This window comes from Bradyrhizobium sp. Pa8, assembly GCF_052588265.1.
The window spans coordinates 4,965,228-4,986,784 of the sequence record NZ_CP176767.1; the positions used below are offsets into that span (position 1 = coordinate 4,965,228).

At 64.0% G+C, this 21,557-nt stretch carries 23 protein-coding genes and 1 tRNA gene; 13 read left to right on the plus strand and 11 right to left on the minus strand.

Going from position 1 to position 21,557, the window contains the following annotated elements; genetic code table 11:
• Positions 1 to 7: 7 nt before the first annotated feature.
• From ACKWRH_RS22860 to glmS, 3 genes are all read right to left on the minus strand, one after another.
• Positions 8 to 865 (minus strand): DUF1932 domain-containing protein, encoded by an 858-nt coding sequence (locus ACKWRH_RS22860; protein WP_445215354.1) that lies wholly within the window; start codon positions 863 to 865, stop codon positions 8 to 10.
• A 105-nt stretch (positions 866 to 970) separates the two neighbouring features.
• Complete coding sequence (locus tag ACKWRH_RS22865) at positions 971 to 1,741, minus strand: DUF502 domain-containing protein (RefSeq protein WP_028147884.1); 771 nt, start codon at positions 1,739 to 1,741, stop codon at positions 971 to 973.
• An 89-nt stretch (positions 1,742 to 1,830) separates the two neighbouring features.
• Positions 1,831 to 3,657, minus strand: coding sequence for a glutamine--fructose-6-phosphate transaminase (isomerizing) (gene glmS, locus ACKWRH_RS22870; protein WP_445215355.1), 1,827 nt, complete (start codon positions 3,655 to 3,657; stop codon positions 1,831 to 1,833).
• 219 nt (positions 3,658 to 3,876) lie between these two features.
• Between glmS and ACKWRH_RS22875 the strand changes: the two genes are divergently transcribed.
• Positions 3,877 to 4,095 (plus strand): hypothetical protein, encoded by a 219-nt coding sequence (locus ACKWRH_RS22875; RefSeq protein WP_028158733.1) that lies wholly within the window; start codon positions 3,877 to 3,879, stop codon positions 4,093 to 4,095.
• Between the two features lie 9 nt (positions 4,096 to 4,104).
• Here ACKWRH_RS22875 and ACKWRH_RS22880 read toward each other — a convergent pair whose 3' ends face one another.
• Together ACKWRH_RS22880 and glmU are read right to left on the minus strand one after the other, a co-directional pair.
• Positions 4,105 to 4,290: a hypothetical protein gene (locus ACKWRH_RS22880; RefSeq protein WP_445215356.1), complete on the minus strand. Its 186-nt coding sequence runs from the start codon at positions 4,288 to 4,290 to the stop codon at positions 4,105 to 4,107.
• 12 nt (positions 4,291 to 4,302) lie between these two features.
• Entirely contained in the window at positions 4,303 to 5,670 is a 1,368-nt protein-coding gene (glmU, locus tag ACKWRH_RS22885) for a bifunctional UDP-N-acetylglucosamine diphosphorylase/glucosamine-1-phosphate N-acetyltransferase GlmU (RefSeq protein ID WP_445222459.1), read from the minus strand.
• Positions 5,671 to 5,841: 171 nt separating this feature from the next.
• On the opposite strand from glmU, the gene ACKWRH_RS22890 reads away from it, so the two are divergent.
• Complete coding sequence (locus ACKWRH_RS22890) at positions 5,842 to 7,212, plus strand: hypothetical protein (RefSeq protein WP_445215357.1); 1,371 nt, start codon at positions 5,842 to 5,844, stop codon at positions 7,210 to 7,212.
• 180 nt (positions 7,213 to 7,392) lie between these two features.
• Entirely contained in the window at positions 7,393 to 7,773 is a 381-nt protein-coding gene (locus ACKWRH_RS22895) for a hypothetical protein (protein ID WP_445215358.1), read from the plus strand.
• Here ACKWRH_RS22895 and ACKWRH_RS22900 read toward each other — a convergent pair.
• Complete coding sequence (locus ACKWRH_RS22900) at positions 7,733 to 9,397, minus strand: glycoside hydrolase family 17 protein (RefSeq protein WP_445215359.1); 1,665 nt, start codon at positions 9,395 to 9,397, stop codon at positions 7,733 to 7,735. The genes ACKWRH_RS22895 and ACKWRH_RS22900 overlap by 41 nt on opposite strands.
• Before the next feature lie 222 nt (positions 9,398 to 9,619).
• Here ACKWRH_RS22900 and ACKWRH_RS22905 point away from each other — a divergent pair, with 222 nt between their 5' ends.
• The 3 genes from ACKWRH_RS22905 to ACKWRH_RS22915 all read left to right on the plus strand — a co-directional run bounded on the left by ACKWRH_RS22905 (position 9,620) and on the right by ACKWRH_RS22915 (position 13,501).
• Complete coding sequence (locus ACKWRH_RS22905; protein WP_445215360.1) at positions 9,620 to 10,216, plus strand: beta-1-3, beta-1-6-glucan biosynthesis protein; 597 nt, start codon at positions 9,620 to 9,622, stop codon at positions 10,214 to 10,216.
• 214 nt (positions 10,217 to 10,430) lie between these two features.
• Complete coding sequence (locus ACKWRH_RS22910; protein ID WP_445215361.1) at positions 10,431 to 13,100, plus strand: glycosyltransferase; 2,670 nt, start codon at positions 10,431 to 10,433, stop codon at positions 13,098 to 13,100.
• Positions 13,101 to 13,425: 325 nt separating this feature from the next.
• Positions 13,426 to 13,501 (plus strand) — tRNA-Lys (locus ACKWRH_RS22915).
• 374 nt (positions 13,502 to 13,875) lie between these two features.
• Here ACKWRH_RS22915 and ACKWRH_RS22920 read toward each other — a convergent pair.
• A complete protein-coding gene (locus ACKWRH_RS22920; protein ID WP_445215362.1) occupies positions 13,876 to 14,073 on the minus strand; it encodes a hypothetical protein in 198 nt (65 codons plus the stop codon).
• Between the two features lie 474 nt (positions 14,074 to 14,547).
• Here ACKWRH_RS22920 and ACKWRH_RS22925 point away from each other — a divergent pair, with 474 nt between their 5' ends.
• The 3 genes from ACKWRH_RS22925 (at position 14,548) to ACKWRH_RS22935 (ending at position 15,883) form a co-directional block, all read left to right on the plus strand.
• On the plus strand, positions 14,548 to 14,820 hold the full coding sequence (locus ACKWRH_RS22925; protein ID WP_445215363.1) for a hypothetical protein: 273 nt from the start codon (positions 14,548 to 14,550) through the stop codon (positions 14,818 to 14,820).
• 190 nt (positions 14,821 to 15,010) lie between these two features.
• The gene (locus tag ACKWRH_RS22930) at positions 15,011 to 15,301 is read left to right on the plus strand and encodes a hypothetical protein (RefSeq protein ID WP_445215364.1); all 291 of its coding nucleotides are present in this window, start codon (positions 15,011 to 15,013) and stop codon (positions 15,299 to 15,301) included.
• A 423-nt stretch (positions 15,302 to 15,724) separates the two neighbouring features.
• Positions 15,725 to 15,883 carry a hypothetical protein gene (locus ACKWRH_RS22935; protein ID WP_244623041.1) on the plus strand — a complete coding sequence of 53 codons (159 nt, stop codon included), beginning with the start codon at positions 15,725 to 15,727 and terminating at the stop codon, positions 15,881 to 15,883.
• 420 nt (positions 15,884 to 16,303) lie between these two features.
• On the opposite strand, the gene ACKWRH_RS22940 is transcribed toward ACKWRH_RS22935, so the two are convergent.
• Entirely contained in the window at positions 16,304 to 16,972 is a 669-nt protein-coding gene (locus ACKWRH_RS22940; RefSeq protein WP_445215365.1) for a hypothetical protein, read from the minus strand.
• 270 nt (positions 16,973 to 17,242) lie between these two features.
• On the opposite strand from ACKWRH_RS22940, the gene ACKWRH_RS22945 reads away from it, so the two are divergent.
• Positions 17,243 to 17,413, plus strand: a complete 171-nt coding sequence (locus tag ACKWRH_RS22945) for a hypothetical protein (protein ID WP_445215366.1) — start codon at positions 17,243 to 17,245, stop codon at positions 17,411 to 17,413.
• An 88-nt stretch (positions 17,414 to 17,501) separates the two neighbouring features.
• Here ACKWRH_RS22945 and ACKWRH_RS22950 read toward each other — a convergent pair whose 3' ends face one another.
• Positions 17,502 to 17,870 carry a hypothetical protein gene (locus tag ACKWRH_RS22950; protein ID WP_445215367.1) on the minus strand — a complete coding sequence of 123 codons (369 nt, stop codon included), beginning with the start codon at positions 17,868 to 17,870 and terminating at the stop codon, positions 17,502 to 17,504.
• A gap of 218 nt (positions 17,871 to 18,088) precedes the next feature.
• Between ACKWRH_RS22950 and ACKWRH_RS22955 the strand changes: the two genes are divergently transcribed.
• The 3 genes from ACKWRH_RS22955 (at position 18,089) to ACKWRH_RS22965 (ending at position 19,588) form a co-directional block, all read left to right on the plus strand.
• Positions 18,089 to 18,259 carry a hypothetical protein gene (locus ACKWRH_RS22955; RefSeq protein ID WP_167541702.1) on the plus strand — a complete coding sequence of 57 codons (171 nt, stop codon included), beginning with the start codon at positions 18,089 to 18,091 and terminating at the stop codon, positions 18,257 to 18,259.
• A gap of 669 nt (positions 18,260 to 18,928) precedes the next feature.
• Complete coding sequence (locus tag ACKWRH_RS22960) at positions 18,929 to 19,171, plus strand: hypothetical protein (protein ID WP_028152129.1); 243 nt, start codon at positions 18,929 to 18,931, stop codon at positions 19,169 to 19,171.
• A 174-nt stretch (positions 19,172 to 19,345) separates the two neighbouring features.
• Positions 19,346 to 19,588 (plus strand): hypothetical protein, encoded by a 243-nt coding sequence (locus ACKWRH_RS22965; RefSeq protein WP_445215368.1) that lies wholly within the window; start codon positions 19,346 to 19,348, stop codon positions 19,586 to 19,588.
• Positions 19,589 to 19,726: 138 nt separating this feature from the next.
• On the opposite strand, the gene ACKWRH_RS22970 is transcribed toward ACKWRH_RS22965, so the two are convergent.
• Together ACKWRH_RS22970 and ACKWRH_RS22975 are read right to left on the minus strand one after the other, a co-directional pair.
• Complete coding sequence (locus tag ACKWRH_RS22970) at positions 19,727 to 20,119, minus strand: NUDIX hydrolase (RefSeq protein WP_445215369.1); 393 nt, start codon at positions 20,117 to 20,119, stop codon at positions 19,727 to 19,729.
• A gap of 100 nt (positions 20,120 to 20,219) precedes the next feature.
• Complete coding sequence (locus tag ACKWRH_RS22975; RefSeq protein WP_445215370.1) at positions 20,220 to 21,305, minus strand: AI-2E family transporter; 1,086 nt, start codon at positions 21,303 to 21,305, stop codon at positions 20,220 to 20,222.
• Positions 21,306 to 21,557 lie beyond the last annotated feature (252 nt).

Below are 21,557 nucleotides of genomic sequence, written 5' to 3' on the forward strand. Positions count from 1 at the left end.
TGGACGGTCAGGCCTTCTTCTGCGCGACACGCGCTGCGAACGCCTTCAGCAGTGCCGCATCCACCGCTTCGCCATCCGCATCCGCGGCGAGGTGTTCGAACCAGCGCGCAAAGCCTTCGTAGATCTGGCTCGCCGGATGGTCGGGCCCAAGGAAACCCGAGATCTCCCGCATCTCCGCGACCCAGCGATAGGCCTTCGGGATCATGTCCGGCAGCGCGACTTCGAGCCGGGCCAGGACCGCGGGCTGGCTCAGCGCGAGTTCGTCGCGCAGCGCATCGGCCGCGCCCGCTTTCGTGGCCGCGACCACCATGGCCGAGCCGATGCCGGCCAGGCCCTTGACGATACCGGCATAGGACATCTTCAGCGCGGAGGCCGCGCCGACGGGGCCCTCGACGATCCGCACGTCGAGTCCGAGATCCTTCAGCACCGCAAGGTCCCTGGCGTACTCGCCGGACAGGTAGAAAGCCGGGCTCTTGCCGCCGGGCTGCGGCGGGAAGCCGATGATGCCGCCATCGACGAACGGCGCCTGCGCCGAGCCGATGATCTCCTCGATTCTTTGCACGGTATCGACGTTGACTGCGTTGCAGTCCACGACGATCGGCTTCTTCTCGCGCCTGACGATCAGCCCGGCCAGGCGTTCGGCCAAAGCCACGGCTTCGCCCGGCGGTACGATCGAAAGGATGATGTCGGCCTCCGCGATCGCGTCGTCCTCGGCGCCGATCATGCCAGCATCTGCGGCGCGCTTTTGCGTCGCCTCGCTACGCCCCTTCAACGACGTCAGCACGCGCGCACCGTTTTCGCTGAGGCGGCGGGCCACGGCGCTGCCCATGGCGCCGGGCGCGAGGATCGCGATGGTCTTCGTCATCATGCACTCCAGGTCGAATTCCGAGCGAGGCGCTCGATTCAACCGGAAGACTAGCAGAGGACGAAAGTGCTTGCGTGAATGCGGCCATCCGAAACGGGAATGGCCCTACTCCACCTTCGCAGGCTGGGGCTGGAGCGCCGAGGCATTGGCAATGCGCGCGGCGTTCGCCATGCCCGCGAGCGCGGCGGCCTTTTTCGGGTCGGGCGCCGAGCCCGGCTGCACCACGCCGGCCGACATGATCAGGGTCGCGGCATCCTCGGTGCTCATATCGACTTCTACGATCTTGCTTTTGGGGACGTAGAAGAAGAAGCCCGTGGTCGGGTTCGGCGAGCACGGCAGGAACACCGAGACGTGCTCCTCCTGCCCCGGCAGGCTGCGCGCGACCTCTTCATTTGGCGACTGCGAGATCAGCACGATCGACCACATGCCTGGCGACGGAAACTCGACCAGGCCGACTTTCCGGAAGCTCGAGCCCTTGCCTGAGAACAGCGTCTCGAACACCTGCTTCAGGCCGCGATAGATGGCGCGCACCGCCGGAATCCGGCCAAGGAAGGTCTCGCCGATATCGACCAGCGTCCGGCCGATCAGGTTGGCCGCGAGAAAGCCGACCAGCGTCAGCGTGAAGAATGCGACAATCAGTCCCCAACCCGGAACGACATACGGCAGATAGGTTTCGGGCCGGTAGGCCAGTGGCACGAACGGCCGCACCACGCCGTCAACCCAGGTGACGAACCACCAGACCAGATACAGCGTGATGGCAATTGGCCCCGTCACGACGAGGCCGGTGAGGAAATAATTGCGGAAGCGGCCCATCAGGCCGGTATGCGGTTCCGGGATGGGATCAAGCGGCGCAGGCGCGTCGTCGCGGGGGGTCATTCGGGTTCCAGGTCGGTCGCTGCACTCAAACTAGGGTCTTCTAGCAGGTTTTGGAAGACTACCTAGCGTCCCGGCCTGATCCCTTCTGCCTATTCCACGGTCACCGATTTCGCGAGGTTGCGCGGCTGGTCGACGTCGGTGCCCATGATGACCGCGGTATGATAGGCGAGCAGCTGCACGGGGACGGCATAGACCATCGGCGTGAACGCGGCCGCCATGTCGGGCATGACGATGGTGACGAGGGACTCGACGGTCGCCTCCTCCGCGCCCTTGGCGTCCGTCATCAGGATGATCCTGCCGCCGCGGGCGGCAACCTCCTGCATGTTGGAGACGGTCTTTTCGAACACGCGGTCGTAGGGGGCGATGACGACGACCGGCATGGTCTCGTCGATCAGCGCGATCGGCCCATGCTTCAGCTCGCCGGCGGCATAGCCCTCGGCATGGATATAGGAGATCTCCTTCAGCTTCAGCGCGCCTTCGAGCGCGAGCGGGAAGCTGGTGCCGCGGCCGAGATAGAGCACGTCGCGCGATTTGGCGATCTCACGCGCCAGCTTCTCGATCTGGAGCTCGGTGGTGAGCGCGTCCGACATCAGGCGCGGGATCTCGACGAGGCCATGAACGAGCTTGGTCTCGTCCTCGTCGGACAATTCGCCGCGGGCCTTGCCGGCCGCAATCGCTAGGTTTGCCAGCACCATGAGCTGGCAGGTGAAGGCTTTGGTCGAGGCGACGCCGATCTCGGGACCGGCCAGCGTCTGCAGCACCGTCTCGCTCTCGCGCGCGATCGTCGAGGTCGGCACGTTGACGACGGCCACCGTGTGCACGCCCTCGGCCTTGGCATAACGCAGCGCAGCCAGCGTGTCGGCGGTCTCGCCCGACTGCGAGATGAAGATGGCGAGATCGCCCTTGCGCAACGGCGCTTCGCGGTAGCGGAATTCGGAGGCGACGTCGACCTCGACCGGCACGCGCGCAAAGCGTTCGAACCAGTATTTCGCGACGAAGCCGGCATAGCTCGCGGTGCCGCAGGCGGTGATGTTGATGCGCTGGATGCTCTTGAAGTCGAACGGCAGCTTGACCGGCAGCGAGACGCGCTCGGTCGCCATGTCGACGTAGCGCGCCAGCGTGTGGCCGACCACTTCCGGCTGCTCGTGAATTTCCTTCGCCATGAAGTGGCGGTAATTGGCCTTGTCGACCAGCGAGGTCGAGGCGGCGTGCTTGATCTTGTCGCGCTGGACGGCGTGGCCGTCCTTGTCGAAGACCGTGGCGCCCTTGCGCGTCAGCACGACCCAGTCGCCGTCTTCGAGATAGCTGATCGTGTCGGTGAACGGGCCGAGCGCGATGGCGTCGGAGCCGAGATACATCTCGCCGTCGCCATATCCGATCGCGAGCGGCGGGCCGTTGCGGGCGCCGATCAGGAGGTCGTCGTCACCGGCGAAGATGAAGCCGAGGGCGAAGGCGCCGCGCAGCCGCGCCAGCGTCAGCTTCACCGCTTCCACGGGCTTGTTGCCGCGCGTGAGCAGGTCGTCCACGAGATGCAGCACGATCTCGGTGTCGGTCTCGGTGTGGAACACCGTGCCCTTTTTCTCGAGCTCCTCGCGCAGCTCGCGGAAATTCTCAATGATGCCGTTGTGGACCACGGCAAGGCGTTCGGTCGCGTGCGGATGGGCATTGTTGACGGTCGGCTTGCCGTGGGTGGCCCAGCGGGTGTGGCCGATGCCGGTCGTGCCTTTGAGCGGCTCGGCCTCGAGACGCTTCTCCAGGTTCTTCAGCTTGCCCTCGGCGCGGCGGCGCTCGAGATGCTTGCCTTCGAGCGTGGCGACGCCCGCGGAGTCGTAGCCGCGATATTCAAGACGTTTGAGCGAATCCACCAATTGCTCTGCAACCGGCGTGCGCCCGAGAATGCCGACAATCCCGCACATGCGGATCAATATCCCCCAAATCGTCGAAAAATCGCCTAAACGATCCGCTCGGTCTTTAGCGAAGTTCCTAAGGAACCAGATACTCAATAATTATTGCTGATTGAGACAGCGCCGGTTCGCTTCCGATTTCGACTGCGTCGAATTGGCCGGCCTTAAACCGCGCGAATTAACTTGTTGTCAATGAGTTTGACCAACGATTCCCGGCCAGGGAGTAAGGTCATGAAAAGCTCGTCCGGCCGCAAAGGCCTGTCATCGATGTATGCCCACGCCAGCGAGACCACTGGCACGCACCTTGCGCACTGGCCGCCGCCCCAGCGCGGCAAGGAAAGCAAGCCCGTCTTCGTCAAGCACGCCGCCGGAGAACCTGCGAAACGCGCCAAGCCGCGCGGCTGGCGTCTGACGCGCGCGATCTTCTCGGAATTCTCCGACGACGAATAGCGGCGCGCCTTACAACCCCAGCATCACGGCCCAGACGAGGAAAATGAGGAGGGCCCAGAACGCAAGCCCGATGACGAGGGCCAAAATCTCGGGCGGATCGTACTCGTTCATTTCCCACAGCAGCCGTCGCCCTATCCCCGTGACGAATGTGTCGATCAGAAAACTGAAGAGATCGCGCACAAAGCGAGAGGACACGGCGGCTGGCGCTCAGTTCTCCGGCTTCTTTTCCAGCTTCTTGCCGCCGGTCTTCATCTCGCGATAGCGCGCCGCGCCGCCTTCGCGGATGGTCTGCTGGTTGCGCTCCAGCGCCATGGCGTCGTCGGGCACATCGCGCGTGATCACCGAGCCGGAGCCGATATAGGCGCCGTTGCCGATCTTCACGGGCGCGACGAGAGAGGAGTTGGTGCCGACGAAGGCACCCTGCCCGATGATCGTCTTGTGCTTCTTGAAGCCGTCGTAGTTGCAGGTGATGGTGCCGGCGCCGATGTTGGAATTGGCGCCGACGGTGGCGTCTCCGATGTATGAGAGATGGTTGACCTTGACGCCGGCCTCCAGCGTCGCGGCCTTGGTTTCCACGAAATTGCCGATGCGCGCGCCGTCGCCGAGCGAGGTGCCGGGTCGCAGCCGCGCATAGGGGCCGATCGAGACGTTCTTGCCGAGCGTGGTCTGCACGATATGCGAGAAGGAATGGATCACCGTGCCGTCGGCGATCGACACGCCCGGACCGATCACCACGAACGGCTCGATGGTGACGTCATTGCCGAACACGGTGTCGGCGGACAGATAAACGGTCTCGGGCGCGATCAGCGTGACGCCTGCTTCCATCGCCGCCTTGCGCAAGCGCGCCTGCATCACGCTTTCGGCCTCCGCGAGCTGTGCCTTGGTGTTGATGCCGCGCACCTCGTCCTCGCTGGTCTCGATCACGACAGCCTCCCATCCCTGTTCACGAACGACGCCGACCGCGTCGGTCAGATAATATTCGCCCTTCGAATTCGCGTCGCCGATCTTGTCGAGGATCGCGAGTGAACGGCGCCCGTCGATCGCCATCACGCCGGCATTGCACAGATCGATCTTGAGCTCTTCCGCGCTGGCATCGGCCTGCTCGCGGATCGCGACCAGACGGTCGCCCTCGACGATGAAGCGGCCATAGCCGGTGGGGTCGGCGGCGCGAAAGCCGAGCGCGGCGATCGCTGCGCCCTTCGCGAGCGCCGCGCGCAGCCGCGCAAAGGTCTCGGCCGAGATCAGCGGCGTGTCGCCGAAGGCAATCAGCAGATCGTCCGCGCCCCGCGCAATCGCCTCGCGCGCCGCCAGCACCGCATGCGCAGTGCCGAGCCGCTCCGCCTGCACGAAGGTGAGCGCATCGGGACGGATGCGCTTCGCCTCGTCCGCGACCGCTTGATGGTCGGGGCCGATCACGACGGCGAGCGAGGTGCCGGTTCCCTTCGGCGTGGCGGCTAGCACGTGCGCGAGCAGGCTCTGGTGGGCGACCGGATGCAGCACTTTCGGCAGGTTCGATCGCATGCGCGTGCCTTCGCCGGCGGCGAGCACGATCGTGAGGCTGGAACGGGCGGTCATCGAAATCCTGTCAAACATGGCCGAATCAACGGGCGGCGGCAGGCCGATGCCGTCTTGAGCTGTCGCCTTGCTACCCCCGCAAACGCCCGGAATTCAAGTGCGACGGGGTTTTCCTGTTAATGTTCCCTGATTGATTCGGGGAAGCTGTTCGGGGCTGGGCACTTAACGTTCATGGCAAAGGATTCCGACCCACTGGCGGATGCCTTCGGGACCAAGGAGACCGGCGGGCTGTTCTCCGGACTTCTGGCCGAGGAAAGCGCGGTCGATCGCAGCGTGATGTGGCGGCTGGGCGCGTGGGGCGTGGTTGCCGTCGGCGCCGTCGTGATGGCCGTGATGGCCAATCAGGCCCAGCTCGGCTGGCGCCGTGACCAGGTTGCGTCGGCCGATCTGTCGCGCCAGGCTGACCGGCTCCAGATGCTGACCAAGGAGAGCCAGAACGAGGCCCGTCGCCTCGCCTCCGCCATCGAGACGCTGAACACCGATCGGGACCGGCTCTATTCGCGCGTCACCGTGCTCGAGCAAGGGATGGATTCCGTCACCGGCGCCATCGCCAAGCAGAGCGCCAAGCCGCAGGACGCGCCAACGCCCGACACACAGCCCGCGGCGCCGAGCGTCGCGCCGGTCGCCTCGACGCCGGCCCCCTCGAGTGACAAGCCGCGCGCGGCAGTCGCGAAGGACCAGGCGAAGGAGCCGACAAAAGACGCTCTGAAGGAGGCCGCAAAGGATCAGTTGATCCCGCCGCCGCAGAACGCCGCCATGGCCTCGCTGGTGTCGCAGTCGCCGCTGACGACGTCGGCACTGCCCATGCTTCCGTTGGTGCCATCCAAGTCGATCATGGCGCCACCCGATCCCGCCGCATCGAAGCTGACGCAGCCCGAGACGACGGAGAAGGCCGCCGAGAAGAAGCCCGAACAGACGCCCGCCCCGACCGAGGTCGCCGCGGCGCCAGCCAAGCCGCCGGAGACGGCCGAGAGCGAGGCCCCTGCAATCGCGGTCCAGCAGACGCGTTTCGCCATCGAGCTCGGCGGCGCCAACTCGCTCGACGGCCTGCGCGCGCTCTGGCGCGGCCTGATCAAGTCCAATCCGGAGATCGCGGCGCTGCGGCCGATCATCATGATCAAGGAAGGCAATGCCGGCCTTGGCATGCAGCTCCGTCTCGGCGCCGGCCCGCTGATCAATGCGGCGGCCGCCGCAAAGCTCTGCGCCGGCCTCGCCGAAAACGACCGCCATTGCGAGACCACCGTGTTCGACGGCCAGCGGCTGTCGATACGCGGCGGATCGGAGAAGGGCCAAGAGAAGACTCAGGACCGAGTTCAGGAGAAGAACTCCGAGAAGAACCAGGACGCGGTGCCGCAAGCCGAGACTGCCCCGGCGCCCGCTCCTGCCGCCAAACCGGAGAAGCGCCGCCGCAGCTACTCCTCAAAACGCTCGTCGAAGCGCGAAGAGCCCGCGCCTGCCCCCGCGCCTCAGCCGCCGGCCGCACCGGCGAAGCCGGAGACGGCCTCGGCGGGATCGACGCTGTCGTCGTTCTTCAGGCGGTAGGAACGCGCACGAGTTAGATCATCACCCGCGGATCGTTGCGCACCCCTTGGGCTCACTGCGGCCTTTCATCAACTTGGAGCCTCAATGGCCGTCGAGCAACGGACCGTCGATCGGCGCAAGCGATCAGAAATATCCACCTCGCCTGTTGCCCCCTCCCGTCATCCCGACCATATTGCGCCCATGACAAAAAAGCCCTTCCGCCTTACGCCCTATCAGGTGCAGTTCCTGATCGTCGTCGGCTTCGTCTCCGTCGGCTATGCGATCTATCTGCGTTATCTCGGCATCGAGAACTCGACCGTCGGCCTCGCCTGTGACGCCGGCCTGCAGACGCTGATCTGCAAGGCGCGCACGGTCTCGACGGTGTTGTTCAAGAATTCGGTGTTCGGCATCGTCGCGCTGGTGGTTGCGACGCTGAACCTGATGCGGCCGTCGATCGTGCTGCTGACCGTCGGCATCGTCGCCGCCGGCCTCGGCATCGTGCTCTACAATATCGTACTGTCGGGCCTTGCGATCGGCCTGTTCATTCTTGGATTTGCTCGGCCCGCGCCCGCCACAGCGTGAACGCGAACAGCAAGTAGATCGCGCAGGTCCACAGCGACTGCCAGTTCTCGCGACCCTCGTTGAACAGCACATAGGCGGCCGCCAGCGTGAGCAGGCCCGCGAACACCGATTCCGCGATCGGACGCTGGCCGATCTGCGGCCGGTTCAGCATCAGCACCGCGAACGGCACCACCGCCATCGTCAGCGAGGCGTAGGGGAAGTCGTGGTAACGCGGGTCGAACACGAAGGCGAGCGCGGTCTGCGCCGCAATCACCGCGGTCACCGCCAGCGTCAGGCCGAGCACGGCGGTGAGCTTCGACCATTTGCGGCCCTCGCGCGGGCCGAGCAGATCGAGGAAGGTCGGAAGGCTGCGGCCGATCACCATCGCCTGCGCGCAGAAGATCGGCGACAGGATGCCGGCCAGAAGCAGCGCGCCCCAATGCAGCCAGCCGCCGATGCCGTAGCTCTCATAATACATCTTGTCGGCGCCGATCCCGAGCAGGATGCCCGCTGACGTCGCCGAGATCGCGACGCCGAGCCAGGCCGAGAAGCGCGGCGTCCACGGCCGCCTGCGCAGCGTGAGGCCGGCGACCGCGAATACCAGCACGCAGAGGCCCATGCCCGCGCCCATGTACCATTTCCAGTACGGGAAATTGCTGATCGGCTGGCCCGGCGGATATTTCAGGTTCCGGCGCACCGAGTCATAGAGGCCCCAATAGCCGCCGACGGTGCCCTCCAGCTTGCGCTTCCAGGGCTGGTCATAGGACTCGATCAGATTGACGCGGAACTTGTTCGCTTTCGCGAGGCCCAGGATTTCCGAGACGACGCGCGCCTGGTTGGCGCGCGACGGCAGCGCGCCCTCGCGCATGCGCCCTTCGCTGGGCCAGCCGGTTTCGCCGATCAGGATTTCCTTGCCGGGAAACGCGACCGCCATGCGCTCGCGGATCGCCTCGACATGGCTCGCCGCGAATTTCGCCTTCACCGGAACATCCTCCCAATAAGGAAGGATGTGGATCGTGACGAAGTCGACGGCGTCATAGACCTCGCGATTCCTGAGCCAGAACTCCCAGACGTCGGCATAGGTGACGGGCACGCTGACCTGCGTCTTCACCGAGCGGATGATGGAGACGAGGTCTGCGGTCGTCATCTCGCCGCGCAGCAGCACCTCGTTGCCGACAATGATGGACGTGACGGTGCCGGGGAAATCCTTGGAGAGGCGAACGGCGAGCGCAGCCTGCTCAAAATTCTTGGTGCGGTTGCTGGAGAGCCAGATGCCCTGGAGCACCTTCAGCCCGCCGAGCCTGGCGGCGATCGCCGGCACCTGGTCGAGCCCGTTCTCCATCGAATAGGTGCGGACGCAGTCGGTGATCTCCTTGAGCTGACGCAAATCCTGCTCGATCTGGTCGGCCTCGATATGGGTCCACGCATTCAGCGGCGACTGTTCCCCGCGGAACGGCGCGTAGGAGACGCATTGGACCTTGTCGGCCGGGTCGATCGGGGCGCGCGCGAGCGTGATTGGCGTGGCCAGCCACCACCACACGGCAGCAATCGCACCCAGTGAAACGAGCAGAAGCGCCAGTGGCGTACGAAGAGAAATCGGTTCCGTCCTCCGCGAGGTGCCGTCGATTACCTGCTCACGCGCCATCTGCCAAGGGGTGTGTCCGGGATGGATCCTTCCCTCCCCCGAGGAATTTACCTGCGGCCGTTCGACAGAGGCCTAGGATCGTGACTTTGCTGGACAAAATTTCAAATTCAGGTCATGGACTCGGCAGGACTTTGCCGCCGCATTGGGGACCCATTTGGACGCCATCACCGGCGAGTCCGCGAGGTCCTGGCGCGGGCGGTCAGCTGATATATTGGGGAATTCATGCGGCAACGGGTGTTCGAGTTACGAAATGCGGTCCTGCGGCAGTTCGCCGCCACCTTGGCCGTCGCCTCCCTGGTCGTCATGGTCGGTCTCGGTGGCGCCTCCGCCCAGAGCGGCACGCCCGCCCCGGACCAGGGCAAGGCAGCCGCCCAGCCCGCCGATGCCGCCGCCAGGGACGCTGCCCAGAACCAGCGCCGCACCGACGAGTTCGCCGAAGCAGCCCAGGTCATCAGCGGCCCGGCCGGCAACCCTGAATGCGTCTGGCTCGGCCGGCGCGTCGTGCGGCTGATGTGGCGCGACGACCTCGATACCGCGTTCCGCCATCTCGACCTCTACGACCGTTTCGGCTGCCCCGGCGGCCACATCCAGGCTGCCTTCCGCTGCCTGACCCGCTTTGGCGGCCAGATCGATCCCAAGGTCGCCGAGACCCTGGACAGCCGCGTGCACGCCTGCTGGATCAACCCGGCATCCCAGCCGCAGCAGGCGGCAGCCAGCGCCTCCCCGACGGCGGCGCCAACCACGGGCAATTCGCAGGCCCCGCAGCCGGCCGCGAGCCCCGCGCCTGCGGCAAGCCCGACACTGGCGCCCTCGAAATAGCCGCGATCGTTTCAGCCGCCGTTCAGGAACGATCGGCGATAGAAGCGGTTGGCACTGCCGCACACTCCGAAACTGTCATGCCCTCATACGGTCATGAGGCCATGACAGTTGTGAAACCGCGCGGCAGAGGTATGCTCCATTTGCCGCGGACTCGGTCGGATCTCGGGGTCGGATCCGCTTCCCTGCCACCTCAGCCCCTTTTGGTTTAGCCGCGATGCGCGTTGTCGCCGCCGTTCTGTTGCTCGTGTCCGTGCTCCACGCCGGCCTCTGGGGAGTCCTGCGCGACAAGGAACCCGCGCCCGACTTCAAAGGCCTGCTGCCGAGCGTCTCCTACGCCCCGTTCGAAGGCGCGGCCCACCCCGACATCGACAACATCCCCACCGTCGAGAAAATCCGCGCCGACCTGAAGACGCTGTCGACGATGACGCGCGCGATCCGTCTCTATTCGTCGACCGGCGGTGTCGAGCTGGTGCCGCCGATCGCGGCCGAGTTCGGCCTGAAGGTGACCGTCGGCGCCTGGATCGACAAGGACAAGGATCGCAACGAGCGCGAGATCAAGGCCGCCATCGAGCTCGCCCGCAAGAACAGCAACGTCGTCGGCGTCGTGGTCGGCAACGAGGTGATCTACCGCGGCGAACAGAAGGTCGAAGACCTCATCGACATGATCAAGAAGGTCAAGGGCTCGGTCCGCGTGCCCGTCACCACCGGCGAGATCTGGAACATCTGGCGCGACAATCCCGACCTTGCCTCCAACGTCGACTTCATCGCCGCCCACGTGCTGCCCTATTGGGAAAACTTCCGCTCGGACCAGGCGGTCGACCAGGCCGTCGACCGCTACAACCTGCTGCGCAATCTGTTCCCCGGAAAGCGCATCGTCATCGCCGAATTCGGCTGGCCGAGCCAGGGCTACAATCTGCGCAACGCCGACCCCGGCCCGTTCCAGCAGGCGCTGACCCTGCGCAACTTCGTCAGCCGCGCCGAAGCCATCGGCATGGAATACAACATCGTCGAAGCCATCGATCAGCCCTGGAAATATTTCGAGGGCGGCGTCGGCCCGTACTGGGGCATCCTCAACGCCAGCCGCGAGCCGAAATTCGCCTGGACCGGCCCGGTCGAGAATCCCGACTACTGGAAGCTGATGGGAATTGCGCTGCTGGTCGGCATTCTCCTGTCGCTGCCGATCCTGCGGCTGGAGCAGCCGACCGCCAGGCAGGCATTCCTGCTGTCGGCGACCGCCAATGGCGTCGGCGCCTGGGCTGCGACCGTGTTCGCATTCTGGAACGACCACTATTTCATCTTCGGCTCGGCCTTCGCGCTCACGCTCGGCATGATCCTGCTTGTTCCCCTTGTCCTCATCGCCATGGCGCGCGTCGACGAGATCGCGGCAGTGGCCTTGGGCCGGCCGCCGCGGCGGCTGCTCTCTAAGAGCAAGCCGGTCGAGAACGTTCCGGAAAATTACTATCCGAAGGTCTCGATCCACATCCCCGCTTATTTCGAGCCGGTCGAGATGCTGAAGCAGACGCTCGATGCGCTGTCGCGGCTGAACTATCCGAACTACGAATGCGTCGTCATCATCAACAACACGCCCGATCCCGCGTTCTGGCAGCCGATCCAGGACCATTGCCGCGCGCTCGGTGAACGCTTCAAGTTCATCAACGCCGAAAAGGTGCAGGGCTTCAAGGCCGGCGCGCTGCGCATCGCGATGGACCGCACCGCCGTCGATGCCGAGATCATCGGCATCCTCGACGCCGACTATGCCGTCGATCCCGACTGGCTGAAGGACCTCGTGCCCGCTTTCGCCGACCCGCGCGTCGGCCTCGTGCAGGCGCCGCAGGAGCATCGCGACGGCGACCTGTCGATCATGCACTACATCATGAACGGCGAATATGCCGGCTTCTTCGACATCGGCATGGTCCAGCGCAACGAGGCCAACGCCATCATCGTGCACGGCACGATGTGCCTGATCCGCCGCGCCGCGATGGACATGGCCGGCGGCTGGTCATCCGACACGATCTGCGAGGACAGCGATCTCGGCCTTGCGATCCAGGAGCTCGGCTGGACCACCCACTACACCAATCACCGCTACGGCCAGGGCCTGCTCCCCGACACCTACGAGGCCTTCAAGAAGCAGCGTCACCGCTGGGCCTATGGCGGCCTCCAGATCGTGAAGAAGCACTGGCGGCACTTCCTGCCCGGCCGCAGCCGGCTGACGCCCGACCAGAAGCGCGAATACGGTCTTGGCTGGCTGAACTGGCTCGGCGCCGAGAGCCTCGGCGTGGTGGTGGCGCTGCTCAACCTCGTGTGGGTGCCGATCGTCGCCTTCGCCGACATCGCCATCCCGGACAAGATTCTGACGCTGCCGATCATCGGCGCCTTCATCGTTTCGCTCGCGCACTTCCTGTCGATGTACCGCGCGCGCGTCGCGATCAAACCCGGCCAGATGATGGGCGCGATGATCGCCGCGATGAGCGTGCAATGGACGGTGTCGCGCGCGGTCGCGCAGGGGTTGATCACCGAGCACATCGCGTTCGCGCGCACCTCCAAGGGCGGCCTGTCCAGGATGTCGATCGAGTTCCAGGCATTCTGGGAAGCCGTGATCGGCACCCTGCTGGTGATCGGCGCCGGCGTGCTGATCGCCTCCAACAGCTATCGCCAGATCACCGAGATCTACATCTTCGCCGGCGTCCTGGTGCTGCAAAGCCTGCCGTTCCTGGCCGCGGTCGCGATCGCGATCCTCGAGCTCAGCCGCATCAACTCGTTCAAGTTCTGGCGCGACAGCGCGATCCGCACCGCCGAGCTGATCGGCCTGCGCCCGGTCGCCCTGCCGACGCCGGCCGGCACGCCGCAACCGGTGCCGAGCGAGGTGCGGCGGGAGGCGAACTGACGGGCCGGACGGTCTCGCGGCGCGGGTGAAACCTCCGCGCCGGCAAGCCTCCGGCGCTGTTCGGCGTGGATAGCGGGCCGCCAATCGAGTTGAAAATTCCGGCCTAAGCGGTGGAAACCGCGAGCGAATCCCCGTCTCTGTCAGGAGTTTTGGCCGCCACTCGCGCTATTGACCTCAGCGCCCCATCCCCCTACACAGCGCGGGCCGAAAGCATGATCCGGAAACAGCCGGTTTTTCCCCGCGACGCCAGTTGAGGCAGCGGCAAGACATGCTTCTCGAATGTCCGAAGACGATGGCGATCTCTTAAAGCCATCAGCGGCCATGGGAGCGCGTAGCTCAGCCGGTAGAGCACGTGACTTTTAATCACGGGGTCCTGGGTTCGAGCCCCAGCGCGCTCACCAAGCCAGATCAGAGACTTAACCGAGTAAGCGAGCCGCCGGAATAATCCCTGCGTGGGCACTGTGTTGGCAAAACGATTGCGGGCAATCGCACGGTGCCGAGATATATGCTGATCACGCAGCGCCACCGCCTCGAACGCGAAGCGCCACTATGTCCCGGAGCTTAACCCGAATGAAGGAGCCCCATTGGGGCCGACGCAAGCTGAAGTGGGACCAACAACCATCTTCATCTATGTAAACACCCCAAGCAGGTCGGCGACATCGATCAGATCAAGGTCTTCGCGACGGTGGGCGCCGCGGAACGATGGTTTGAGGAGAACGACCCGGAGGGTCGTCGCCTTCGAATACAATGTGATCAAGTGATGTGGAGCGGATAATTAGCGCCACATCGTTGGTGGGTTCAAGGCCTCGCGACCCGCCGCTTTGAACGCGTCGGTTGAGAGCTGTCCATGTGCCGCTGCATCGAGCAGCTTCGAAGCAACGTACGCTCTGGCGCCCGTCTCGCTTACAGGAATATTTTCGCAAACTTCATCAAGCACCGCCCTGAGCAGCGCAGTCATTTCAGCATCAAACACGCCGAACTCCCGAAATTGAGAGGATACTGAACGCTGCACAAGCGGAATATATTCGCTTGGCAGCGTTCGCCGCGTATTCCGGTCTGGGCTCTGAAATCCCAGCGCCTGCCAAATTGGCACCTGTACGTCAAAGTAATGTGACAGCTTCCTCGGCCACATCAACAGGAGTTTGCAGGGTCTGCCAAGGCCCGCCAGCGTGAACCGGCAGCCTGAAACCTTCCCAGGTTTCGTACGTAAAATCTCTATCCGAGGTTTTTGTTAGTTCCCATCTCGGGGCTGGAAATGAACACCGCCGCCGGGACAATGTATTAGAGCCCGGCGGCGTATTTGTTGGTGCCTGAACCGGCGCGCGCCTCGAGCGGCGGCTTCCACCTGAATTTGTAGGGCAGATTTTTTTCTAACCTGAGTTAGTGTTTTCTATGCCCAGCGTCGACTACCCCAATTTTTCTGCGCGTAGAGCAAGGGGTCGACCGGGTGGTTCAACAACTGGGACTGGAGGATTGGGCCTGGCAAATCGCCGCCGACGTGTATCGCTTGAATCTGTATAGCCGACTCACCGGACGAGCGGCCCCGGGAGACGCCGTTTCAGACGAACAGCTTACCAGAGCAATCCGCGAAAGCTTCACTCAAACGAACGACGCCGCTTATCGAGAAATGGTTGAGTTAGCGACCGATGCCGCTTTATCGGCCTACGATCGTGTCGTCTCACACAATGTCAAACAGGCGCGCGCTCAACTAGCGAACTAACGGCTCGTCGGCGGATGATGACTAGCCTGCCCCGCAAGAGAGAACCCCGCCGACCTTGTGAGCCGGCGGGCTTATCTCTACCGCTTCAACCGGCGGCGATGCGTTATCAGCCGTTACCGGACGCCACTCCGATGCATTGATGCCGCAATCGGCGCGATGTTATGCTAGTCACAGAACCGGGAGTTTCTAGATGCGCAAAATCGCCGTCGCTGTCATGTTCGCCCTGATCGCACAGACCGCATTGGCACAGGACCATGTTCCAATGTACGGCGAACAGTCCAGGGACAAGACGGAGGCCGAGAAGGCGGGCGACATTCGGGCCGAGCGCGCCTATCAACGCTCCCTCGGCAATGTTCCCAACCAGAAGGCAGTCGATCCATGGGGAACTGCCCGCAGCGACGAAGCGAAGAAGCCGGCCACGCCGGCCAAACCGGTAGTGAAAAATTCGTCCAAGACCAAGAGCGGCAGCACCCCCAACTAGCGAATTCTAAACGGGGCCCGCCAACGTGAACCGGCGGGTCAGCGCTTCGCTGCGTTGCCAGCTAATTCCATCGCGAGATCTAGGGCTGCGATTCCAATTTGGTCGGTCGGACGGGATCTACAGCGTTGTAAAGTCACCGCCTCCAACAATCGCCTCTATCATAGAGCGAAGGCCGGCGAGGCTGCCATCGAGCATCCAGTCGAAGCTTATGCCGTGGCGACGGCAATAGCCGGCCAATTCTTGTGAAGCGCAGAAGCCCGGTGCGTGCGGAGCCGGCCCCTCAGTCGCGGCGGCTCAAAGGCCACGAGTATTCGGTCCACGGGTTTGCAACCTTGGGGAAAAAGCCCCCTAGGTCAGTCGGACTGCATTTTCCGAATCAACCAGATGTGTGCGCGTTCGCGCGAGATCTTGCCGGGGATGTGCGTGAGCCAGTTTCTGTCCGTGCTGCTATTGCTGACGACATTGACGCTGACGGTGTGTTTCGGCGTGGCTGCCTGGCGCCAGTCGGCCGGCAGAGATGTCGATATCACCGCCACCATTTCGCATCGGGAAACCGGCTGGAGGTCGGAACGGAGCAACTGAGACTTTGCGCTCGCTCTTGCGAGAGAGTTTTGAAGTCACCGTTGGCGCGCGCCAGTTCGATTGCGATGCCCCCGGGCTTGATCTCGAAAATGCATCGGGGCGCAGCAGCCCCTGTTGCGGCCCCTAAGTCGAGCGGCCCCTCACGGATAACGCCTCGGTGAATGAAACCGTTCGCCGCATCACGCGAAGCACTCAGGAAACAATCCGGGTCCAGTCTCTCGTCACCCACGAGGGTATCTCAAAATGATTATTCTCAAGGTTTTTGCTGTTGTTCTTGGCGCTGGCATCCTTTTCACGATGTACTCAGGGGACCTAGGCGCCGACGTCGTGCTTGCCATTGTGTCCTGCCTGGCGTGACAAGACGACCGGCCAGCGTGAGCTCGAGAGCCAGTAGTGTCAGGTGATTTGCCTGACCGGTCTTCAGCTTTCCGGCGACGACGTAGCAGCCGGCACACTCAGCGGAGCGCCTCCAACCGAAACGGGCCCTACGGACTTCGACTGCAGGACCATCCGCTTGCGCATCGCTGCGGACAGTCCATAGCGCGCATTCGCTTTTCGGATCGAGGACGTTACGTCCGACATCATTGCATTCTGCAGCGTATCGACCTTCGCGATGAGCGTGGACAGCTGCGAAGATATCTTCCTCACATCGACCCGCTCGTCCGTGATGCTCTGCCGCAGGGACAACAGCACCATTGAATCCTGCTGCAGCAGAGCTGCATTTTGCTGCAAGGCGTGGTTGCTCTCCTGCAGCGAAGCCGTGTGTTGCTGCTGGGCCGACTGAATCTCCTTCAAGGCAGCGACAACCGGATCCGGTTTTGGCGCGGAAGCTTCCCGGCGCGGAAGCAGTTCAGCCAGACTGCTGATATTCGGCGACGGAAAATCAGCCGGCAATGTATAGATCGCCGCGGCGCCATTGATGGCCAAGGCACACACCGACAGTGCCAGGACCGATTTCCGGCTGGACCGCTTGCTCGATGCCGGAGCTTCCGGGGCTGCGGGTTCCAGTGCCGCGACTGCGAGCGCGAGCGCCGCGGGGTCGAGTTGTTCGACGAGGCCTTGCGCCTCGGATGTCGTGGTCATGTCCATTGACCTCAAATGAGCGAGCAAAAGGAAGCCGACGCCGGAACGTCCTCGGGACGGCTCCTCTACGCAGCACCCACCTACAACTGCCTAAAATTGTGGGCATTTTGGATTAATTCCACGTTAGCGACGTGGCCCCCTGGGATGCCCGGCAGCCCCGGCCGATTACGGAGGGTGATGCGACGGAATGAGTCACGCGGCAGCCTGCTTCGAACCTCCAAAGCCGCAGGCAAGGCCTCCAAAAGGTGTAAGATTCACGAGAACCGGAGGAACGGCATGTTTGAAATCAGCGGTTTCGACACGGCAGACGTCGTCAGCCTCAAGCGGCTGTCACTCGCGGCCGCCCTCAAGAAGGCCAGAGAGCTTGTCGAAGACGGGTGCAGGGACGTTCAGATCGTCGATCCGACGGGGCGCGTGCATACCTCGTTTGAGGAGCAGGCCGCTTAGTCGTGGTGCTGGGCCGGCGCCGCAGCTACCTCATCAAGAGCGCGCCTGATCAGGAGCAAACTTGGCCTCGCGCCTGACGGCCCGTCTCTCAGTACCGCCGGTAGTAATTCTCCGGCCGGTCCTGGAATTGTAGTGGAACCGTGCCGTTGGGGTAGCAGACACCGTCGCGGATATCGACGTCAGCGCCGTGGCCGCATGGCACCGGACGCCGGCGCGTTCCATAGTAAGGCCGCGGGCCCTGATAGTACCCCTGCATCGCCGCCTGATCTTCGGGACGGAGATAGCCGTTGGGATAGCACATCCCGTCGCGGGCGCTCAGATCCCAATGATGACCGCACGGCGGCGGATGCCTCGGCACGCCGCGGTACTGCACCTCGAGCGGGCGTTCGACAGCTGCGGCAGGCGCCGTTGCACCGCCATGAAGCGCAAGGATTGTCGCAATAGTGGTGATCAGCATCGAAGCGGTCCTCCAAGGCAGCAAGATAGACACCCCCTCTGAATGACGCCTGAACGAGACGGGAGCGCCACGACCATCAGGGTCGGCCGAGGGCACGATGGCGGCCACCGCGCTGGCACTGGACACTGCAGCCGTCTGCAGTTCCAGGGGCCTTGCCACAAAAGCCGGGAGACAACGCCCTCAAAAGGTGTAGGATTCAAAAAAACCGGAGGAACGGCATGTTTGAAATCAGCGGTTTCGACACGGCAGGCGTCGTCAGCCTCAAGCGGCTGTCACTCGCGGCCGCCCTCAAGAAGGCCAGAGAGCTTGTCGAAGACGGGTGCTGGGACGTTCAGATCGTCGATCCGGCTGGGCAGGTCTACACCTCGTTTGAGGAGCAAGCCGCTTAGTCGTCCCACCTTCGGCACTTTTCAGAAAGCACCCGCCCGGTCCGATCCCGCTTCGGGAACTGTGGCCGTGACCGAAATGAAAACCCCGGCGCCTGGTAGGGAGCGCCGGGGCGTTTTCAAAATATCAATTGGTAAAGCAATGAGGCTTTCATAGCACCGGTCTCGAAGCGCGAGTGTGAACTGGTTCACACGGCTACGCCGATCTTCGCGTACCGCGTCCGGGTGTGGCTATCCGCCTCGGCCGACGTTGGACGAGGCATTATTGAGCCAGCGCGCCGTTGCTTCATCGCTCCAGCCGGGGACCGCGAAGCGCGCGCGAGGATTCATTTCCGTGCCGAGACGATCGACCGAAGGATGGCGTGTCGCAGGATTGTGCGCACGAGCGTGGTGCGCGGCATCTGCAGACGCGCACAAGACGATCAAGAGGCCCAGGGCCAAAACAAGACGCATCGTATCGGCTCCAATCGAGTCCGCTCCCTCTCATGTAATATGCCGACCGTCCCACCGCGATCTGACGCGGCTTCACAGCTAAGAGAGCGAAGTGCGAACGCGACGCTCTTGCGATGGAGCGAACCGCCGCTCAACTCCCGCGCGCCGCACCGTTGCCAAGCAATTCGTTTGGGAGCACGCTCTCTCCAGGCGCTTAAGACGCCGCACAGGGAGAACCACATGAAGGAACCGGGCCTGGACGGTCGCCATCGGGACAAGGATGGCGCGATCAGCAAGAAGCACGGCAACACGCTGGTCGGTACGTTGCGCAAGATCTACGGAAAGGCATTTGCGGCCGGTTATCCCGATGCGACCCCGCTCAGCGAGGTCTTGCACCAATTGAACGAGACCTCGCTGAGCCAGTTGCGTCGCGATCACGACACCGGGCATCTCGGGCACAAGATCGACCACGCCTCGAAGTGAGTGGACTTCGCTTGGCCGATTTCACTTGGCCGACTTCAGGTCGTCGAAACCGACTCCACCGACAGCCTCTCGGACGCAGCCTGGACAGGCTGCGCGATCGGTCGCCTCGCCGTACTCAGCGTTTGAGCCCTCGCTACCCTCGCGCTAGCATGAGCCCTTCTGCGGAGGCTCATTTTGAAGCAGTTCATTATCATCATCGCGGCCATCGCGCTCGCCGTGACCGCTCCCGCCCGCACGCAGGCGCTGGTCGATCCCAACAAGGTTGCCCCCGAATATCGCGCGGCGGCCGAGAAGCGCCGGGCCGAGCAGATGCGGCAACGCGAATGCGCGCTGAAGGCGGATCTCGACAAGGTGCTGCCCAGGGATCGTACCGTCTACCTCAACCATTGCCTGGACACGCTGGCGGTCAAGCAATAGCGGCTGGCTGGGGCTGTCTCGACGAGACCAGGACCATCGGGCGACCTGATCGCAGGATGATCTGTCGATTTCGGGCTCGTGTTGTGGACCAGCGGGCGATTTGTCGCACCGGCGCCGCGAAGACGCGGCCCTCCCTGCTCACTGGCGCCGCGGCTTGCTCGGAAACAGCCGATCGCGGATGTAGCGCGAGGTCGGCGTCAGGCGGATGCCGCGCGGCTTCTGCCAGGCGGCGCGGTCGATCTCATTCTTGTCGCCGATCTCGAGCCTGCCCTTGGCGCCCTTGGCGATGAAGATCGCGTCGCTCATCTTGCGACCGGAGCGCTTATTCCTGGCCGTCACTTCCTTCCAGAGGCTGATCCGGCCGAGCTTCAGCTTGGGCAGCTCCTCCTTGATCTCCCGCCGCAGGCAGTCCTTGTCGGACTCGCGCGCGCGTTTGCGGCCGCCCGGGAACATCCACCGGCCGTCCGATCGCCGTCTGACCAACAATACCTTGCCGCGCTTTGCGGCAACCAGCTTGGAAGACTTCGCCATTTCTGCCGTAGATCGAAAGAAAACAGAATCGCCCTATCGTAACTTGTCTAGTCGAATAGACAAGTTCGCGGGCGCGTTGACCACAGCCCTTGCGAGCAGCTCAGCTTTCGCTCGCCGCCGCCAGGTCCTCGGTCCTGATCCAGGCCATCATCAACTCCCAGGCCACCGACAGGATGATCGGCCCGATGAACAGGCCGACGATGCCATGGGCGAGCGTGCCGCCGATCACGCCGACGAAGATCACGATGGTCGGCGTGGTGAGGCCGCGCCCCATCACCAGCGGCTTCAACATGGTGTCGATGAAGCCGACGAGGACGAGAAACACGGTGAGCAGCAGCGCCGTGGTGACGTCCTTGGCGGTCCAGATCCAGATGATCACCGGCAGGATCACGAGGAACGCGCCGATCTGCACGATCGACAGCAGCAGCACGATGAAGGCGAGCAGGCCGGCGCTCGGCACGGTTGCCAGCTTGAAGCCGATGCCGGCGAGCAGTGCCTGCACGATCGCGACGCCGATCACGCCTTGCGCCACGGCGCGGATGGTGGCGCCCCCAAGCTCGAGAAAATGCTCGCTCTGCTCGGGCACGATGCGAAACAGGAAGCCGCGGCCGGCCGCAACCAGCCGCGGCCCGTGCGGAAACAGGAAACCGGCGACGAACACCGAGACCAGAAACTGGAGCGTGCCGAGGCTCGCATCGCCCGCAAGCGACAACAAGGGTCCCGCCAGCGGCTGGAGATAGGGCGCGACCTCGCGCAGCACCGCACGGATGTTGTTGTAGGCCTGATCCCAGAGATCAAAGAGCCAAGGGCCGACCACCGGCCACGACTTGAGCTGCTCTGGCGCCGACTGCAGTGCGAGGTCGCCGGTGCCAAGCTGCTTCGCCAGCTCGCGCGCACCGTCCACCGCGCTGAGGCCGAGCCAGGTCGCCGGGCCGATGACGATGCCGAGCGTGATCAGGGTGAGGATCGCGGCCGCGGTCTTCGGGCGGCCGCCGAGGATCTTGGCGACCCAGCTGAAGGCTGGATAGAACGCGACCGCGAGCACGGCGCTCCAGGCCAGGATCGGCACGAACGGGCGGATGATCAGGAAGGTCCAGATGATCAGCAGGCCAAGCAGGCCGACCCGGATCAGGAGCTGGATGATGTCCTCTCCCGTCAGGAGCTGACGGAGACTTTTCACGGGCACGCCTTTCCTTGCGGCATTGACGCGGGTTCCGGCACTTGCGCGGCAAAGCGTTATTGCCAGCCGCGCATCCGGCGTCAAGACGACCGGGCCCGCGACGGCCCCGGATTAGGGAACGCTTCGGCCCGAAGAAGCGATGGCTCACCGCCGCAAAGAGCCCGATCGCCGCACCGGCATTCATCGCGGCATACACTACGCGCTCGAGCCAAACGCCGCGCCGGGCTTTTGGCGCTACGCCTACGCGATCCACGACAA

Bases quoted from the DNA above. Each gene is read 5' to 3' on its own strand.
- glmU (WP_445222459.1), bottom strand. From the start codon at position 5,670: ATGACCGCCCGTTCCAGCCTCACGATCGTGCTCGCCGCCGGCGAAGGC.
- ACKWRH_RS22955 (WP_167541702.1), top strand. From the start codon at position 18,089: ATGTTTGAAATCAGCGGTTTCGACACGGCAGGCGTCGTCAGCCTCAAG.
- ACKWRH_RS22865 (WP_028147884.1), bottom strand. From the start codon at position 1,741: ATGACCCCCCGCGACGACGCGCCTGCGCCGCTTGATCCCATCCCGGAA.
- ACKWRH_RS22950 (WP_445215367.1), bottom strand. From the start codon at position 17,870: ATGCTGATCACCACTATTGCGACAATCCTTGCGCTTCATGGCGGTGCA.
- ACKWRH_RS22910 (WP_445215361.1), top strand. From the start codon at position 10,431: ATGCGCGTTGTCGCCGCCGTTCTGTTGCTCGTGTCCGTGCTCCACGCC.
- ACKWRH_RS22970 (WP_445215369.1), bottom strand. From the start codon at position 20,119: ATGGCGAAGTCTTCCAAGCTGGTTGCCGCAAAGCGCGGCAAGGTATTG.
- ACKWRH_RS22930 (WP_445215364.1), top strand. From the start codon at position 15,011: ATGCGCAAAATCGCCGTCGCTGTCATGTTCGCCCTGATCGCACAGACC.
- ACKWRH_RS22900 (WP_445215359.1), bottom strand. From the start codon at position 9,397: ATGGCGCGTGAGCAGGTAATCGACGGCACCTCGCGGAGGACGGAACCG.
- ACKWRH_RS22875 (WP_028158733.1), top strand. From the start codon at position 3,877: ATGAAAAGCTCGTCCGGCCGCAAAGGCCTGTCATCGATGTATGCCCAC.
- ACKWRH_RS22890 (WP_445215357.1), top strand. From the start codon at position 5,842: ATGGCAAAGGATTCCGACCCACTGGCGGATGCCTTCGGGACCAAGGAG.
- glmS (WP_445215355.1), bottom strand. From the start codon at position 3,657: ATGTGCGGGATTGTCGGCATTCTCGGGCGCACGCCGGTTGCAGAGCAA.
- ACKWRH_RS22940 (WP_445215365.1), bottom strand. From the start codon at position 16,972: ATGGACATGACCACGACATCCGAGGCGCAAGGCCTCGTCGAACAACTC.
- ACKWRH_RS22860 (WP_445215354.1), bottom strand. From the start codon at position 865: ATGACGAAGACCATCGCGATCCTCGCGCCCGGCGCCATGGGCAGCGCC.
- ACKWRH_RS22905 (WP_445215360.1), top strand. From the start codon at position 9,620: ATGCGGCAACGGGTGTTCGAGTTACGAAATGCGGTCCTGCGGCAGTTC.
- ACKWRH_RS22960 (WP_028152129.1), top strand. From the start codon at position 18,929: ATGAAGGAACCGGGCCTGGACGGTCGCCATCGGGACAAGGATGGCGCG.
- ACKWRH_RS22945 (WP_445215366.1), top strand. From the start codon at position 17,243: ATGTTTGAAATCAGCGGTTTCGACACGGCAGACGTCGTCAGCCTCAAG.
- ACKWRH_RS22895 (WP_445215358.1), top strand. From the start codon at position 7,393: ATGACAAAAAAGCCCTTCCGCCTTACGCCCTATCAGGTGCAGTTCCTG.